General features: G+C 69.2%; 12 protein-coding genes. 7 read left to right on the forward strand and 5 right to left on the reverse strand.

All coding sequences use genetic code 11. The annotated features are described in order from the left end of the window. The first annotated feature begins 48 nt into the window (after positions 1 to 48). The 3 genes from OG844_RS31075 to OG844_RS31085 all read left to right on the forward strand — a co-directional run bounded on the left by OG844_RS31075 (position 49) and on the right by OG844_RS31085 (position 2,728). Positions 49 to 768 (forward strand): ComF family protein, encoded by a 720-nt coding sequence (locus OG844_RS31075; RefSeq protein ID WP_406394743.1) that lies wholly within the window; start codon positions 49 to 51, stop codon positions 766 to 768. Positions 769 to 1,098: 330 nt separating this feature from the next. Further along, positions 1,099 to 1,788 (forward strand): ribosome hibernation-promoting factor, HPF/YfiA family, encoded by a 690-nt coding sequence (hpf, locus tag OG844_RS31080; protein ID WP_406394745.1) that lies wholly within the window; start codon positions 1,099 to 1,101, stop codon positions 1,786 to 1,788. 187 nt (positions 1,789 to 1,975) lie between these two features. Next, complete coding sequence (locus OG844_RS31085) at positions 1,976 to 2,728, forward strand: response regulator (protein ID WP_406394747.1); 753 nt, start codon at positions 1,976 to 1,978, stop codon at positions 2,726 to 2,728. Between the two features lie 30 nt (positions 2,729 to 2,758). On the opposite strand, the gene OG844_RS31090 is transcribed toward OG844_RS31085, so the two are convergent. Continuing rightward, the gene (locus OG844_RS31090; RefSeq protein WP_406394748.1) at positions 2,759 to 3,934 is read right to left on the reverse strand and encodes a winged helix-turn-helix domain-containing protein; all 1,176 of its coding nucleotides are present in this window, start codon (positions 3,932 to 3,934) and stop codon (positions 2,759 to 2,761) included. 76 nt (positions 3,935 to 4,010) lie between these two features. After that, positions 4,011 to 4,586, reverse strand: coding sequence for a GNAT family N-acetyltransferase (locus OG844_RS31095; protein WP_406394749.1), 576 nt, complete (start codon positions 4,584 to 4,586; stop codon positions 4,011 to 4,013). Positions 4,587 to 4,826: 240 nt separating this feature from the next. On the opposite strand from OG844_RS31095, the gene secA reads away from it, so the two are divergent. Next, entirely contained in the window at positions 4,827 to 7,652 is a 2,826-nt protein-coding gene (gene secA / locus OG844_RS31100; protein ID WP_406394750.1) for a preprotein translocase subunit SecA, read from the forward strand. A 253-nt stretch (positions 7,653 to 7,905) separates the two neighbouring features. Here the strand turns inward: secA and OG844_RS31105 are convergent, their stop codons facing one another. Beyond that, entirely contained in the window at positions 7,906 to 8,169 is a 264-nt protein-coding gene (locus tag OG844_RS31105; RefSeq protein WP_406394751.1) for an Rv3235 family protein, read from the reverse strand. Between the two features lie 447 nt (positions 8,170 to 8,616). Between OG844_RS31105 and OG844_RS31110 the strand changes: the two genes are divergently transcribed. The 3 genes from OG844_RS31110 (at position 8,617) to OG844_RS31120 (ending at position 15,260) form a co-directional block, all read left to right on the forward strand. Further along, positions 8,617 to 9,123 carry a DUF6912 family protein gene (locus tag OG844_RS31110; protein WP_406394753.1) on the forward strand — a complete coding sequence of 169 codons (507 nt, stop codon included), beginning with the start codon at positions 8,617 to 8,619 and terminating at the stop codon, positions 9,121 to 9,123. A gap of 30 nt (positions 9,124 to 9,153) precedes the next feature. Continuing rightward, complete coding sequence (locus OG844_RS31115) at positions 9,154 to 9,834, forward strand: HAD family hydrolase (RefSeq protein WP_406394754.1); 681 nt, start codon at positions 9,154 to 9,156, stop codon at positions 9,832 to 9,834. Between the two features lie 413 nt (positions 9,835 to 10,247). Further along, the gene (locus OG844_RS31120) at positions 10,248 to 15,260 is read left to right on the forward strand and encodes an NAD-glutamate dehydrogenase (RefSeq protein WP_406394756.1); all 5,013 of its coding nucleotides are present in this window, start codon (positions 10,248 to 10,250) and stop codon (positions 15,258 to 15,260) included. Between the two features lie 63 nt (positions 15,261 to 15,323). On the opposite strand, the gene OG844_RS31125 is transcribed toward OG844_RS31120, so the two are convergent. Continuing rightward, on the reverse strand, positions 15,324 to 16,103 hold the full coding sequence (locus OG844_RS31125; protein WP_406396334.1) for an ABC transporter ATP-binding protein: 780 nt from the start codon (positions 16,101 to 16,103) through the stop codon (positions 15,324 to 15,326). Between the two features lie 10 nt (positions 16,104 to 16,113). Then, positions 16,114 to 17,055, reverse strand: a complete 942-nt coding sequence (locus OG844_RS31130; RefSeq protein WP_406394757.1) for an ABC transporter permease — start codon at positions 17,053 to 17,055, stop codon at positions 16,114 to 16,116. Positions 17,056 to 17,115 lie beyond the last annotated feature (60 nt).

A 17,115-nucleotide genomic window follows, 5' to 3' on the forward strand; every position in this document is an offset into this window, starting at 1 on the left:
TTGTCCACAGGGCTGGCCGGGTGTTCGCGGCCCGGGCACAGTGGGGCCGTGCGGGGATGGTGGCGGGAGATCGCCGGGCTGGTCCTTCCGGCGGCCTGCGGTGGCTGCGGCAGGCCGCGCACGGAGCTGTGCGAGCAGTGTGCCGCGGCGTTGGCCGCAGGCCCGCGGCGTGTGAGGCCCGATCCCGAGCCTGCGGGACTCCCGGTGGTGCATGCCGCGGCGCCGTACGAGAACGCGGTACGCGCGATGCTGCTGGCCCACAAGGAGCGAGGGGCACTCGGGCTCGCAAGGGCGCTCGGCGGGGCCCTGGCAGGCGCTGTGAGGGCCGGGGCGGGGCAGTCGGGTGAAGTGGGACCCCTGCTGCTGGTGCCCGTACCGTCGGCGCGGCGGGCGACGGCTGTGCGCGGTCACGATCCCGGGCGGCGGATCGCACTGGCCGCCGCGGCGGAGCTGCGGCGCGGGGGGACTGCGGCACGGGTGGCCGCGGTGCTGCGGCAGCGGCGTGCGGTGGCGGACCAGGCGGGCCTCGGGGCCCGGGCGCGGCAGGTGAATCTGGCAGGTGCGCTGGAGGTCGTGGCCGGTGGGCGGCGGCTGCTCCAGGGTGGTCGGGTGGTGCTCGTGGACGACCTGCTCACGACGGGGGCGTCCCTCACGGAGGCGGCACGCGCTGTCCGTGCGGCGGGAGGCGACGGACATGGTGCTGCGCCCGTCCTGCGGGCTGCGGTTGTCTCAGCTTCTCCGTCTGCTTTCGAATTAAACCGGAACTGACAGAAGAATTGCATCGTTGCAGGTAGTGAGTGGGTAAAGGGCCCTGATCGGAGGTACGCGCGAGTAGCGGGTGCCGACACGGTGGTGGGCAGGCTATGTTCGGTTGTGAGGAACGGTGAATGCCGTACCTCGATGAATGCACCACCAGGTTTCGGGCAGACAACTCACCGGTAGGCCAGAAGCACGGAAGTTCGGTGGGGTGGAGACCCCGCCGACGGGGGAGGAGGAGGTGGAAGTCACCGAGTCCGAGGCTCCGGCGATCACCGGGGCCTGGTGCAAAAGGGAGATGCTCCGCCGTTGAAGCGGAGCGATCCGGGAACGGAGTTCTGCGTGGACATCGTCGTCAAGGGCCGCAAGACCGAGGTGCCCGAGCGGTTCCGCAAGCACGTGGCCGAGAAGCTGAAGCTGGACAAGATCCAGAAGTTCGACGGCAAGGTGATCAGTCTCGACGTCGAGGTGTCCAAGGAGCCGAATCCCCGTCAGGCCGACCGTGCGGCACGGGTGGAGATCACGCTCCGCTCGCGCGGGCCGGTCATCCGGGCGGAAGCTGCGGCCGGCGACCCGTACGCTGCGCTGGACCTGGCCACCGACAAGCTGGACGCGCGACTGCGCAAGGAGCACGACAAGCGCTACAGCCGGCGAGGCAACGGCCGCTTGTCCGCATCCGAGGTGGGTGAGGTCGTGCCGGGCGCCGCATCGTTCAACGGGGACGGCGAGCTGATCCCCGAGGAGACGCCGTCGGCCGTGCCCACCACCAGGATCGGTTCGCTCGAGGTTCAGGGCGAGGGACCGCTCGTGGTGCGCGAGAAGACGCACGTCGCAGCACCGATGACGCTCGACCAGGCGCTCTACGAGATGGAGCTGGTCGGGCACGACTTCTACCTGTTCGTCGACGCCGAGACCAAGGAGCCCAGTGTCGTCTACCGACGGCACGCCTACGACTACGGTGTCATTCATCTGAGGACCGACCCGCTCGCCTCTGACGAAGCGGGCGGCGCGGGCGGTGCGCTCGGCGGCTGACGCCATCCCTTTCGTGGTGCCCCCGGAAGCGCTTGCGCGCCCCCGGGGGCACCCGCGTGCGACGACAGGATCACCGCACCGGCGCCCGGGCATGAAATCATGGCCTCCCAAAGCCAATCGGTGTTCTGCGAAGTGCCGTTGGCGGGCAGCCTGTGACCTCAGGCCGTGGCCTTCAGGGGGAGGAACGATGGCGGACACCTTCGGGCCCGTGCGTGATACGAACGCCGGCGACGACGCAGCCGGTGCGGATGCCGGTGCGGACGACGGCAGTTCCCGCAAGGAACCCATCCGGGTTCTTGTGGTCGATGACCATGCGCTGTTCCGCAGAGGTCTGGAGATCGTCCTCGCTCAGGAGGAGGACATCCAGGTCGTGGGCGAGGCGGGTGACGGCGCGGAGGCGGTCGACAAGGCCGCGGACCTGCTGCCCGACATCGTGCTGATGGACGTACGGATGCCCAAGCGCGGCGGCATCGAGGCATGCACCTCCATCAAGGAGGTGGCACCCAGTGCAAAGATCATCATGCTGACGATCAGCGATGAGGAAGCCGACCTCTACGAGGCGATCAAGGCGGGTGCCACCGGCTATCTCCTCAAGGAGATCTCCACCGACGAGGTGGCCACGGCCATTCGCGCGGTGGCGGACGGGCAGTCCCAGATCAGCCCGTCGATGGCTTCCAAACTGCTCACCGAGTTCAAGTCGATGATTCAGCGCACCGACGAGCGCCGGCTGGTCCCGGCGCCGCGGCTCACGGAGCGGGAGCTCGAAGTTCTCAAGCTCGTGGCGACGGGGATGAACAACCGCGATATCGCCAAGGAATTGTTCATTTCCGAGAACACCGTGAAGAACCACGTCCGCAATATTCTGGAAAAGCTCCAGCTGCACTCCCGGATGGAAGCAGTGGTCTATGCCATGCGGGAGAAGATCCTCGAGATCAGATAGCGCTCGGCGCCCGGCCGCCGCCCGTGGACCTCACGCAAGAATGCGGGCGATTTCCGCCATGAGCGGCTCCCGCAGTTCCGGGGCGTCGACCCGCTCCAGCCGGACATCCGTGCAGCCGACCCAGGAAGCGGCTTCGACGAGCGCCTCGGCCATGGGCGGCACGGTCTTCCTGCTCTCCAGCGACACCTGGCGGGCGACCAGTGTGGTGCCCTCGCGTGCCGGGTCGACCCTGCCCCGCAGGCTGCCGCCTGCCAGCAGGGGCATCGCGAAGTAGCCGTGGATCCGCTTGGGCCTGGGCACGTAGGCCTCCAGACGATGGGCGAAGCCGAAGATCCGCTCGGTGCGTGCCCGCTCCCAGATCAGTGAGTCGAACGGCGACAGAAGCGTCGTACGGTGCCGTCCGCGGGGCTCGGAGGCCAGTGCCTCCGGGGCTGCCCAAGCCGGCTTGGCCCAGCCCCGCACCGACACCGGGACCAGCCCCGAGTTCGCCACCACGGCGTCGAACTGCTCGGCCTTGAGCCGGTGGTAGTCGGCGATGTCCGCCCGGGTTCCGACCCCCAGGGAACGGCCCGCCAGGGCCACCAGCCGGCGCAGGCACTCGGTGTCGTCCAGGTCGTCGTGGAGCAGGGCCTCCGGAATCGCGCGCTCGGCCAGGTCGTAGACGCGCTTCCAGCTGCGCCGCTGGGTGCACACCACCTCGCCGTACATCAGGGCCCGTTCGACGGCGACCTTCGAAGCCGACCAGTCCCACCACTCCCCGCCGTTCTTCGCGCCGCCGAGCTCGGTCGCCGTCAGCGGGCCCTCGGCACGCAGCTGCTTGATCACCGTGTCGTACGCCCCGTCGGGCAGGTCGTGGTTCCAGTGGGGGCGTGCGCGGTAGGCGCGGCGGCGGAACGCGAAGTGCGGCCATTCCTCGACCGGCAGGATGCATGCGGCGTGCGACCAGTACTCGAACGAGCGGCCACCCGACCAGTACGCGTCGTCGACCGTGCGCCGGCCGACGGCGCCGAGACGCGCGTAGGGCACGAGCTCGTGCGAGCGGGCCAGGACCGAGATCGTGTCGAGCTGGACGGCCCCGAGGTGACGCAGAACCCCGGGCACTCCGCCCCTGCGGTCGGGAGCCCCCAGGAAGCCTTGGGCACGCAGGGCGATCCGGCGCGCCTGGTCGGCGGAGAGTTCGAGGACGGGAGGCGGCGCAGACGTCATGCATCGAACCCTAGAGGGCCGCACTGACATCCCGCCCGGGTCTTCGGGACTGCTCCCACCGCGGAGCTGGAGCGGTTCAGGAACGGGCCGGCAGGTACGGCTGGGTGCCGGGCAGTCCCACATCTGCCGGGATCAGTGACCCGGTCCATGTGTCGCGCCGTATCCCCTTGTTGACCAGCGCGGACCGCTGTTCGCCCTCCATGCGGAAGCCCGCACGCCGGGCGACCGCCCGGGACGGTTCGTTGCCGACCTCGGCCCGCCATTCGAGGCGGTCCGCTGCGAGGACGGTGAAGGCCCAGTGGGCTCCGCCGAGGACCGCTTCCGTCGTGAAGCCGAGGCCGCGGTGCTCCCGGGCCGTCCAGTAGCCCACCTCGTACGTTCCCGGGTGGCTCAGCCGGCTGAGGCCGAGGGCGCCGACGAGCTGTCCGTCGTCCCGCAGCACCACGGCGAAGTTGTACGCCGAGTCCTCCTGCCAGCCGGCCGGGGAGAGTTTTCCGGTGAAGAGCTCCGCGTCGGCGCGGGTGTACGGGGAGGGAACGACCGTCCACCGCTGGATGTCCGGATCCTGGCAGGCGGTGTACGCCCCGTCCGCGTCCTGGGGCCCGAAGGGCCGCAGGGCCAGGCGTTCCGTGGTGAGGGTGATCGGTTCCATGCGGGGATTGTGGTGTTCCGGCGCCCGGGAAGCGAGCACTTTTGGGGCTTCCCGGCACCTTCCGTACCTCTGGGCCGTTGTCCTGGAAGGGTGCAGCGGGGGCAACGCTGTGGCAGCCCTCCCGGCGCGGCGGGGTCCTCGCTTACGATGGCCGTTGCGGTGGGGCCGACCTGCCGTGCCCGCGCCAGAGTCCATTACACGACCCAGTGCCAGGCCCGACCGGCAAGGAGACCAGCCTCAGTGTCCGTCTTCAACAAGCTCATGCGTGCAGGCGAAGGCAAGATCCTGCGCAAACTGCACCGCATCGCGGACCAGGTCAGCTCCATCGAAGAGGACTTCGTCAACCTCTCCGACGCCGAGCTGCGGGCGCTCACCGACGAGTACAAGGAACGGTACGCGGACGGCGAGAGCCTGGACGACCTGCTTCCCGAAGCATTCGCGACCGTCCGTGAGGCCGCCAAGCGCGTCCTCGGACAGCGCCACTACGACGTTCAGATGATGGGCGGAGCCGCCCTGCACCTCGGCTACGTGGCCGAGATGAAGACCGGTGAGGGCAAGACCCTCGTCGGCACCCTGCCCGCTTATCTCAACGCGCTCTCCGGCAAGGGAGTGCACCTGATCACGGTCAACGACTACCTGGCCGAGCGTGACTCCGAGATGATGGGCCGGGTCCACAAGTTCCTCGGTCTCGATGTCGGCTGCATCATCGCCAACATGACCCCGGCGCAGCGCCGTGAGCAGTACGCCTGCGACATCACGTACGGCACGAACAACGAGTTCGGCTTCGACTACCTCCGCGACAACATGGCGTGGTCCCAGGACGAGCTCGTCCAGCGCGGCCACAACTTCGCGATCGTCGACGAGGTCGACTCGATCCTCGTCGACGAGGCCCGTACGCCGCTGATCATCTCCGGCCCGGCCGACCAGGCCACCAAGTGGTACGGGGACTTCGCCAAGCTGGTCACGCGTCTCACCAGGGGTGAGGCGGGCAACCCGCTGAAGGGCATCGAGGAGACCGGCGACTACGAGGTCGACGAGAAGAAGCGGACCGTGGCCATCCATGAGCCCGGTGTCTCGAAGGTCGAGGACTGGCTCGGGATCGACAACCTCTACGAGTCGGTGAACACGCCGCTCGTCGGGTACCTCAACAACGCCATCAAGGCCAAGGAACTCTTCAAGAAGGACAAGGACTACGTCGTCATCGACGGCGAAGTCATGATCGTCGACGAGCACACCGGACGTATCCTCGCCGGCCGCCGTTACAACGAGGGCATGCACCAGGCCATCGAGGCGAAGGAAGGGGTGGACATCAAGGACGAGAACCAGACCCTCGCCACGATCACCCTCCAGAACTTCTTCCGCCTGTACGGCAAGCTCTCGGGCATGACCGGTACGGCGATGACCGAGGCCGCCGAGTTCCACCAGATCTACAAGCTGGGCGTCGTGCCGATCCCGACGAACCGCCCGATGGTCCGTGCCGACCAGTCGGACCTGATCTACCGCACCGAGGTCGCGAAGTTCGCGGCGGTCGTCGACGACATCGCCGAGAAGCACGAGAAGGGGCAGCCGATCCTGGTCGGCACCACCTCGGTCGAGAAGTCCGAGTACCTCTCGCAGCAGCTCTCCAAGCGGGGTGTCCAGCACGAGGTGCTGAACGCCAAGCAGCACGACAGGGAAGCGCCGATCATCGCCCAGGCGGGCCGTAAGGGTGCCGTCACCGTCGCCACGAACATGGCCGGACGAGGCACCGACATCAAGCTCGGCGGCAACCCCGACGACCTCGCGGAGGCGGAGCTGCGCCAGCGTGGCCTCGACCCCGTCGAGCACGTCGAGGAGTGGGCCGCGGCGCTGCCCGCCGCGCTGGAGAAGGCCGAGCAGGCCGTCAAGGCCGAGCACGACGAGGTCAAGGAGCTCGGCGGGCTCTACGTCCTGGGCACCGAGCGGCACGAGTCGCGGCGCATCGACAACCAGCTGCGCGGTCGTTCCGGCCGTCAGGGCGACCCGGGCGAGTCCCGGTTCTACCTCTCGCTGGGCGATGACCTGATGCGGCTGTTCAAGGCGCAGATGGTCGAGCGCGTCATGTCGATGGCGAACGTTCCCGACGACGTGCCGATCGAGAACAAGATGGTGACCCGCGCGATCGCCTCCGCGCAGTCGCAGGTCGAGCAGCAGAACTTCGAGACGCGTAAGAACGTCCTGAAGTACGACGAGGTGCTCAACCGGCAGCGCGAGGTCATCTACGGCGAGCGTCGTCGTGTCCTGGAGGGCGAGGACCTGCAGGACCAGATCCGTCACTTCATGGACGACACGATCGACGACTACATCCGGCAGGAGACCGCCGAGGGCTTCGCCGAGGAGTGGGACCTGGACCGGCTGTGGGGTGCTTTCAAGCAGCTCTACCCGGTGAAGGTCTCGGTAGCCGAGCTCGAGGACGCCGCGGGTGACCTGGCCGGGGTCACCGCCGACTTCATCGCCGAGTCGGTCAAGGACGACATCCACGAGCAGTACGAGGAGCGCGAGAAGTCGCTCGGCTCGGACATCATGCGCGAGCTGGAGCGGCGCGTGGTCCTGTCCGTCCTGGACCGCAAGTGGCGTGAGCACCTCTACGAGATGGACTATCTCCAGGAGGGCATCGGCCTGCGGGCCATGGCGCAGAAGGACCCGCTGGTCGAGTACCAGCGCGAGGGCTTCGACATGTTCAACGCCATGATGGAGGGCATCAAGGAGGAGTCCGTCGGCTACCTGTTCAACCTGGAGGTCCAGGTCGAGCAGCAGGTCGAGGAGGTTCCGGTGCAGGATGCGGCGGAGCGGACCTCGCTCTCGAAGCAGGACGCTCCTGTGGCGGCCACCGCGCGTCCGGAGATCCGGGCCAAGGGCCTGGACGCCCCGCAGCGTCCGGACCGGCTGCACTTCTCCGCTCCCACGGTGGACGGGGAGGGCGGCATCGTCGAGGGCGACTTCTCCAACGGAGACAGTGACCGGTCCGAGGGCGACGGCCTGACGCGTGCGGAGCGCCGCAAGGCGCAGAAGAGCGGTGGCGGCGGCGGGCGTCGCCGCAAGAAGTAGCGCTCATCGTTCCAAGGGCCTGGGCCGGACACCACGTGGTGTCCGGCCCAGGCCCGTTTCTCTTGCGGGGCCGGTGAGGGGTGCGGGGTCCGTGGCGGGCCGTCAAGGCCCCGTGGAGCCCCGCGCGGACACGTGGCGGCCCCGGTGGGCCCGCGGTGGCTGCCCGGCCTCGCAGGGCGTCGGGGGCGGGTCGTGGCGTCCCGCGGCGGCCCGTTGCGGCGTCAGTCGCCGGGCCGGCGTGTTCCGGTGCGGGTCATCCGACGGCGGAGAGGCGTTCGCCTCCGAGGTCCACCGCGGCGCAGCGCCAGCGGAGGTCGGGGCCCTGTTCCAGGCGGAAGGCCATGGCGCGCACCTGTTCTCCCGTCGCGATGCTGGCGAAGGCCTCGACGACGCCGGTGGCCGGCTGGGTGCCGTGGCAGGTGCGTACGACGGGGCGCCTGCTCCCCGCGCCGAGAGGGGCGCCCGGAGCGAGCTCGGCCAGCTGGTCGTAGGCCTCGCCGATCGTGTGGCCGAGCATCCAGTGCACCGGGCGCTGGCCGCTGAGGACGGCGAGGAGGCGCTCGGCGAACCACTGGTGCGGGCGCAGTGGCTGCCGTGGCCGGTGGGGTGCCCGCTGCGGCGGTACGGTGCCCGGACCGGTCGCGTCGTCCGGCCGGCCTGGTCTTGTCCGTGTTCATGGTCATAGCCCCCGTGCTGTCCGGAGCCCGGTCGCCTACCGAGTGATACCGGGCGGTAACTTCTGTTGGGGACCTTCTACGGGGACGGCCCCCCGGCCCGCAACCCGCATCCTGCGCGGGACGGGCCGCACGAGAGATCACCTATCCGGGTGGCGGACCCCGCGCCGCAAGGGGACCGGCGGGGGTGACGGCCGTTGCGGGGTGGACAGGAGGGGGCGGCTCGCGAACCCCGATGGGGGACCTCCCACGTATCCTGAGGACGTCGTCGACAACGAAAGCGGTCAGCCATGCGTGTGTACGTCCCTCTGACCCTCTCCGGTCTCACAGCGGCACACGGGGCGGGCGAGGTCGGTCCCGGGCCGCTGACCGCCTATGCGGTGACTCCCGGGCTGCGCGAGTGGTACGTCTCGGACGACATCGAGGAGCTGGAGTACGCGGCGCTCAACCGGGCCGCCTCCGCGTCCCTGCGGATGATCGCCGGGAAGCCGGACGAGCCCCGGCGTCGGGTGGTCGTCGCGCTCGACGTGGCGGACGGGGCGGCCGTCGCCGACCCGGATCACATCCTGGACGCGGCATCGCTCGGAGAGGTGCGCATCGCGGCCCCTGTGGTCCTGTCGAAGGCCGCCGCCGTGCATGTGGACGCGGATGACGCCGAGAAGGACGTCGCGGCGGCAGCGGCCGCCCTGGGGGCGGCGGACCTCGGTGACGACGACGCGCAGTTCACGGTGGACGGTGCGGAGGACCACGAACTGCTGTGGTTCGGGATCCAGGAGATCCCCGGCCTGATCGGCTGAATGTCGTACCCGGCGAGTATTTTTCCTTCCATGGCGACTCCGGGTAAGCAACGCACTCATCTGGTCTGGGACTGGAACGGCACACTGCTCGACGACATCCACGCGGTCATCGGGGCGACGAATGCGGCCTTCGCGGAGGTCGACCTGGCGCCGATCACCCTGGAGCAGTACCGCGAGATGTACTGCGTGCCGATTCCCAAGTTCTACGAGCGTCTGCTGGGCCGGCTGCCCACCGAGGCCGAGTGGGACCGCATGGACGGCATCTTCCACCGTCACTACGCCGAGCAGCGCGTCGCCTGCGCGCTGACCCAGGGCGTCGAGGAGCTGCTGGCGCAGTGGCGGCGGGCGGGCCACAGCCAGTCGCTGCTCAGCATGTACGGCCACGAGCAGCTGGTGCCGGTGGTGCGGGGGTACGGCATCGAGAGCCACTTCGTGCGCGTCGACGGCCGCACCGGGCCGTCCGGCGGAAGCAAGGCGCAGCACATGGAGCGGCACTTCGTGGCCCTTGAGGAGATCTCCCGGATATCGCCCGAGCGCGCGGTGGTCATCGGGGACGCGGTGGACGATGCCGTGGCCGCGGCCCACGTCGGGGCGCGTGCGGTGCTCTACACCGGTGGTTCGCACAGCCGTAGCAGCCTGGAGGCGGCGGGGGTGCCGGTGGTGGACACCCTGGCCGAGGCGGTCGCCCTGGCCGAACTGATGGCGGTCTGACAGGGACCGCCGGATCCCGCAGGGTCTGCGGGATCCGGCGGGCGGGGCATGCCGCGTCGGCCGATACGTACCGGAACGCCCCCGCGCGATGTCCAGAGTGTCAAAGTTCGGGTTCGTATTTTGTACATATGCGGCTCATGACGGTTGTGGGTGCCGGGGGGATAGCCTGGTGCCGTGATCAGCGCGATACGCCTCGGGGGCAGCGAAGCCCCCGGCCTGCGCCCGGAGTGCTACAGCACCCGGGCGATCCGCGATCTCCGAACCCCGGGCCGACTGCCGGAAATGGCCAATATGGTCCCGGGTATCTCCCATGGCGGCATAGCGTCGACCGAGACCGGAAACCCCGTGTCGTGGCGGTACGTCGTCTTTTCTCACCTACGTCACGCAACGGCGCGCGACAGGAGCCAGAGGACATGCAGACCAAGCTGGACGAAGCCAAGGCCGAGCTGCTCGCACGGGCGGCCCGGGTAGCTGACAACAGTCCGGGCGGTGGTGTCGGCGGCCCGGCGGGTGCCCCCCGGGTGCGCCTCGCCGAGGTCGGCAGCGGGGCCGATCAGAGTGAGCGGTCGGGCCAGGACATGCTGCTCGCCTACCTCCAGCGCTACTACCTGCACACCGCTCCGGAGGACGTCACCGGCCGCGACCCGGTCGATCTCTTCGGGGCTGCCTCTTCCCACTACCGCCTCGCGGAGAACCGCCCCCAGGGCACCGCGAACGTCCGGGTGCACACCCCGACGGTCGAGGAGAACGGCTGGATGTCCAGCCACTCCGTCGTCGAGGTCGTCACCGACGACATGCCGTTCCTGGTCGACTCGGTCACCAACGAGCTGTCCCGGCAGGGCCGGGGCATCCACCTCGTGATCCATCCGCAGGTCGTCGTCCGCCGCGACCTCACGGGCAGGCTCATCGAGGTCCTCGCCGACGACAGGCACCGGGCCACCGGTGTGAAGAGGGGCAAGGGCCGCAAGGACGCCAAGGCCGAACTGCCGCACGACGCGCTCGTCGAGTCGTGGATCCACGTCGAGATCGACCGGGAGACCGACCGCGCCGACCTGAAGCAGATCACCGCCGATCTGCTCCGTGTCCTGTCCGATGTGCGGGAGACCGTCGAGGACTGGGAGAAGATGCGCGACGCCGCTCTGCGGATCGCCGACGAGCTCCCTGCCGAGCCCCTCGACGAACTCGGTGACGAAGAGGTCGAGGAGGCCCGCGAGCTGCTTCGCTGGCTCGCCGCCGACCACTTCACCTTCCTCGGCTACCGCGAGTACGAGCTCAGGGAGAGCGACGCGCTGACCGTCGTCGCCGGCACCGGACTCGGCATCCTGCGCTCCGACCCGCCGCACAGCGAGGACGAGGCGCACCCGGTGAGCCCCTCCTTCGACCGGCTGCCCGCCGACGCCCGTGCCAAGGCCCGTGAGCACAAGCTGCTGGTCCTGACGAAGGCCAACAGCCGTGCGACCGTCCACCGCCCCAGCTATCTCGACTACGTCGGGGTGAAGAAGTTCGACACCGACGGCAACGTCATCGGTGAGCGGCGCTTCCTCGGACTGTTCTCGTCCGCCGCGTACACCGAGTCCGTACGCCGGGTGCCGGTCGTGCGCCGCAAGGTCGCCGAGGTGCTCGAGGGCGCGGGCTTCACGCCCCACAGCCACGACGGCCGCGACCTGCTGCAGATCCTGGAGACGTACCCGCGCGACGAGCTCTTCCAGACCCCCGTCGACCAGCTGCGCTCCATCGTGACCTCCGTGCTCTACCTCCAGGAACGCCGCAGGCTGCGGCTGTACCTGCGCCAGGACGAGTACGGGCGCTACTACTCCGCGCTCGTCTATCTGCCGCGCGACCGCTACACCACCGGTGTGCGGCTCCGGCTGATCGACATCCTCAAGGAGGAACTGGGCGGCACCAGCGTCGACTTCACCGCCTGGAACACGGAGTCGATCCTCTCCCGGCTGCACTTCGTCGTCCGGGTCCCGCCGGGTACCGAGCTGCAGCACCTCACCGACGCGGACGCGGACCGCATCGAGGCCCGTCTCGTCGAGGCCGCCCGCTCCTGGGCCGACGGCTTCCAGGAAGCGCTGAACGCCGAGTGCGGCGAGGAACGCGCCGCCGAGCTGATGCGCCGCTACGGGCACTCCTTCCCCGAGGGCTACAAGGCCGACCACTCCCCGCGCGCCGCCGTGGCCGACCTGGTCCACCTCGAAGCGCTCAAGAGCGAGAGGAAGGACTTCGCGCTCAGCCTGTACGAGCCGGTCGGTGTCGGTCCCGGCGAGCGCCGCTTCAAGATCTACCGCACCGGCGAGCAGGTCTCCCTCTCCGCCGTGCTCCCCGCGCTCCAGCGGCTCGGCGTCGAGGTCGTCGACGAACGTCCGTACGAGCTGCGCTGTGCGGACCGTACGCACGCCTGGGTCTACGACTTCGGCCTGCGCATGCCCAAGGCCGCCGGCAACGGCGGCTACCTCGCCGACGACGCACGGGAGCGTTTCCAGGAGGCCTTCGCCGCCGTCTGGACCGGCAGGGCGGAGAACGACGGCTTCAACTCCCTCGTGCTGGGCGCCGGGCTCGACTGGCGTCAGGCGATGGTGCTGCGTGCCTACGCGAAGTACCTGCGACAGGCGGGTTCGACCTTCAGCCAGGACTACATGGAGGACACCCTCCACAACAACGTCCACACCACCCGGCTGCTGATCTCCCTCTTCGAGGCCCGGATGTCGCCGAGCCGCCAGAAGGCCGGCACGGAGCTGATCGACGGGCTGCTGGAGGAGCTGGACGGGGCCCTGGACCAGGTCGCCTCGCTCGACGAGGACCGGATCCTGCGCTCCTTCCTCACCGTCATCAAGGCCACGCTGCGGACGAACTTCTTCCAGCTGGCCGACGACCACGAGCCGCACGACTACATCTCGATGAAGTTCGACCCGCAGGCCATCCCGGACCTTCCCGCGCCCCGCCCGGCGTTCGAGATCTGGGTGTACTCGCCTCGTGTCGAGGGTGTCCACCTGCGCTTCGGCAAGGTCGCCCGCGGTGGTCTGCGCTGGTCGGACCGGCGGGAGGACTTCCGTACGGAGATCCTCGGCCTGGTCAAGGCGCAGATGGTCAAGAACACCGTGATCGTGCCGGTCGGCGCCAAGGGCGGCTTCGTCGCCAAGCAGCTCCCGGACCCGGCCGTCGACCGTGACGCCTGGATGGCGGAGGGCATCGCCTCCTACAAGACGTTCATCTCGGCGCTGCTCGACATCACCGACAACATGGTGATGGGCGAGGTCGTGGCGCCCGCCGACGTCGTGCGCCACGACGAGGACGACACCTACCTCGTCGTCGCCGCCGACAAGGGGACCGCGAAGTTCTCCGACATCGCCAACGACGTCGCCGTCGCGTACGGCTTCTGGCTCGGTGACGCCTTCGCCTCCGGCGGCTCCGCAGGCTACGACCACAAGGGCATGGGCATCACGGCCCGCGGTGCCTGGGAGTCCGTCGAGCGGCACTTCCGCGAGCTGGGCCACGACACCCAGACCGAGGACTTCACCGTCGTCGGCGTCGGCGACATGTCCGGTGACGTGTTCGGCAACGGCATGCTGCTCTCCGAGCACATCCGGCTGGTCGCCGCCTTCGACCACCGGCACATCATCATCGACCCGAATCCGGACGCCGCCACCTCGTACGCCGAGCGGCGCCGGCTCTTCGACCTGCCACGCAGCTCCTGGGCCGACTACAACAAGGACCTGCTCTCCGCGGGCGGCGGGATCCACGCGCGTACCGCCAAGTCGATCCCGATCAACGCGCACATCCGTGAGGCCCTCGGCATCGAGTCGAAGGTCGCCAAGATGACGCCCGCCGAGCTGATGCAGAACATCCTCAAGGCGTCGGTCGACCTCGTGTGGAACGGCGGCATCGGTACGTACATCAAGTCGACCGCCGAGTCGAACGCCGATGTCGGCGACAAGGCCAACGACGCGATCCGGGTCAACGGCGAGGACCTGCGCGCCCGGGTCGTCGGCGAGGGCGGCAACCTCGGGGCCACTCAGCTCGGCCGCATCGAGTTCGCCCGGGCCGGCGGCCGGATCAACACCGACGCGATCGACAACAGCGCCGGTGTGGACACCTCCGACCACGAGGTGAACATCAAGATCCTGCTCAACGGCCTGGTCCGGGACGGCGACATGACCGTCAAGCAGCGCAACAAGCTGCTCGCCGAAATGACCGACGAGGTCGGCCGACTGGTCCTGCGCAACAACTACGCGCAGAACATCGCCCTCTCCAACGCCTGTGCCCAGGCACCGTCACTGCTGCACGCCCAGCAGCGCTTCATGCGCAGGCTCGGCCGCGACGGGCACCTGGACAGGGCGCTCGAGTTCCTGCCGAACGACCGGCAGATCCGCGAACTGCTCAACCACGGCAAGGGCCTGAGTCAGCCCGAGCTCGCCGTGCTGATCGCGTACACCAAGATCACGGCAGCCGACGAGCTGATCTCGACCAGCCTGCCGGACGACGCGCACCTGCAGAAGCTGGTGCACGCCTACTTCCCCGAGCAGCTGAGCGAACGCTTCCCTGAGGCCGTCGACGGGCACGCGCTGCGCCGCGAGATCATCACGACGGTGCTGGTCAACGACACCGTGAACACCGCGGGTTCGACGTTCCTGCACCGGCTGCGGGAGGAGACCGGGGCGTCGCTGGAGGAGATCGTGCGGGCGCAGTTCGCCGCTCGTGAGATCTTCGGCCTCTCCCAGGTGTGGGACGCCGTCGAGGCGCTCGACAACCAAGTGGCCGCCGATGTGCAGACCCGGATCCGTCTGCACTCCCGTCGGCTCGTCGAGCGCGGTGCGCGCTGGCTGCTCGGCAACCGGCCGCAGCCGGTCGAGATCGCGCATACCGTCGAGTTCTTCCGCGACGGAGTCGGGCAGGTCTGGAACGAGCTGCCCAAGCTGCTCAGGGGCGCCGACCTCGAGTGGTACCGGTCGATCCTCGAAGAGCTCACCTCGGTGGGGGTCCCCGAGGAGCTGGCGGTGCGGGTGGCCGGGTTCTCCTCGGCCTTCCCGGCGCTGGACATCGTGGCGATCTCGGACCGTACGGGCAAGGACGCGCTGTCGGTGGCCGAGGTCTACTACGACCTCGCCGACCGGCTGGGCATCACTCAGCTGATGGACCGGATCATCGAACTGCCGCGCGCCGACCGGTGGCAGTCCATGGCCCGCGCCTCCATCCGCGAGGACCTGTACGCGGCGCACGCCGCGCTGACGTCGGACGTGCTGTCCGTCGGCAACGGGACGTCGACGCCCGAGCAGCGGTTCAACGCCTGGGAGGAGAAGAACGCGGCGATCCTGACGCGGTCGCGCTCCACCCTGGAGGAGATCCAGGGCTCGGACGCCTTCGACCTGGCGAACCTGTCCGTGGCCATGCGGACGATGAGGACGCTGCTGCGCACGCACGCGTGAGCGGGGGCGGCCGGCGGCCGCCACGACCGCCGGAGGGGCCCATCGGCCCGTCCGGCGGTCGCGTCACTTCTTGGACTTCGCGGGGGCGGTGAACTTCTCGTACTCCGCCACGACGTCCTTGGCCGGGCCGTCCATCCGCAGCGTGCCCGCCTCCAGCCAGAGCGCCCGGTCGCAGGTGTCGGTGATCGAACGGTTGCTGTGGCTGACGAGGAAGACCGTGCCGGCCTCCTTGCGGAGCTCCAGGATCCGGTCCTTGCTGCGCCGCTGGAACTTCGCGTCGCCCGTGGACAGGGCCTCGTCGATCAGGAGGACGTCGTGGCTCTTGGCTGCTGCGATCGAGAAGCGCAGCCGGGCGCCCATGCCGGAGGAGTACGTCCGCATCGGCAGCGTGATGAAGTCGCCCTTCTCGTTGATGCCGGAGAAGTCGACGATGTCCTGGTAGCGCTCGCGGATCTGCTCGCGCGTCATGCCCATGGCCAGCCCGCCGAGCACGACGTTGCGCTCCCCGGTCAGGTCGCTCATCAGGGCGGCGTTCACGCCGAGGAGGGACGGCTGGCCCTGGGTGTGGACCCGGCCCCTCGTCGGGGGCAGCAGACCGGCGATGGCCTTGAGGAGCGTCGACTTGCCGGATCCGTTGGAACCGATCAGGCCGATGGCCTCACCCTTGTACGCGGCGAAGCTGACGCCCTTCACGGCGTGCACCTGGCGGGCGCCGCGGGGCTGCCCACGCGACACGATCCGGTTCAGGGCGGAGGTGGCGCTGCCCTTTCCGGTGCGGGCGCCGTTGACCGTGTAGGTGATGTGGACGTCGTCGACGACGACGGTGGGAACACGCGTGTCCATGTCGGGGGTGTCAGCCACGTCCGTACCGCTCCTCGGCCTTCCAGAAGTACACGAAACCGCCGATCCCGCAGACGAGCGCCCAGCCCGTCGCGACGGCCCACACATGCGGGGGCAGCTGGGCCCCGGTGAAGCTGTCGATGAGCGCGTACCGCATCAGGTCGATGTAGACGGCGGCGGGATTGCACTCGAGGGCCAGCAGGACGAACTGCGGGACCCGGTCGCCCGTCAGCAGGGTGTCGAGGCTCCACATCACGCCCGACGCGTACATCCACGTCCGCAGGACGAAGGGCATCAGCTGGGCGATGTCGGGGGTCTTCGCCGCCAGCCGTGCCATGACCATGGAGATCCCCGTGTTGAACAGGGCCTGCAGGGCGAGCGCCGGGACGGCCAGCAGCCAGGACGGCCGCGGGTACTGGCCGAACACGAGAAGGATCATGAAGAGCGCGCCGAGCGAGAACAGCAGCTGCTGGAGCTGCTGGATGGCCAGGGCGATCGGCAGGGAGGCGCGGGGGAAGTGCAGGGCGCGCACGAGTCCGGTGTTGCCGCTGATGGCCCGGGTGCCCGCCGTGATCGAGCTGGACGTGAAGGTCCAGATGAAGACGCCGGTGACGAGGAAGGGCACGTAGTCGGGGACTCCGTGCTTCGTGTTCATCAGGACGCCGAAGATGAAGTAGTAGACCGTCGCGTTCAGCAGCGGAGTCATGATCTGCCAGATCTGGCCGAGCTTCGCCTGGCTGTACTGCGCGGTCAGCTTGGCGGTGGCGAACGCGGTGATGAAGTGCCTGCGCCCCCAGAGCTGCCGGACGTACTCCACGAGGGAGGGCCGGGCCCCGCTGACGGTCAGCCCGTGCCGGGCGGCGAGCGCGGCCAGCTCACCGGGTTCGTGGACGGGGAGGAGGGCGGGAGGAGCGGAGTCCACCGGGGCCGGCGGTGCTGCTGTCTGGCTCACCACGATCGCTTTCGACGGAGGCAGGAGGAACAGGGCGAGCGGCTCGTCGGATGGGACGGCACC

It is taken from the genome of Streptomyces sp. NBC_00887 (genome assembly GCF_045207585.1).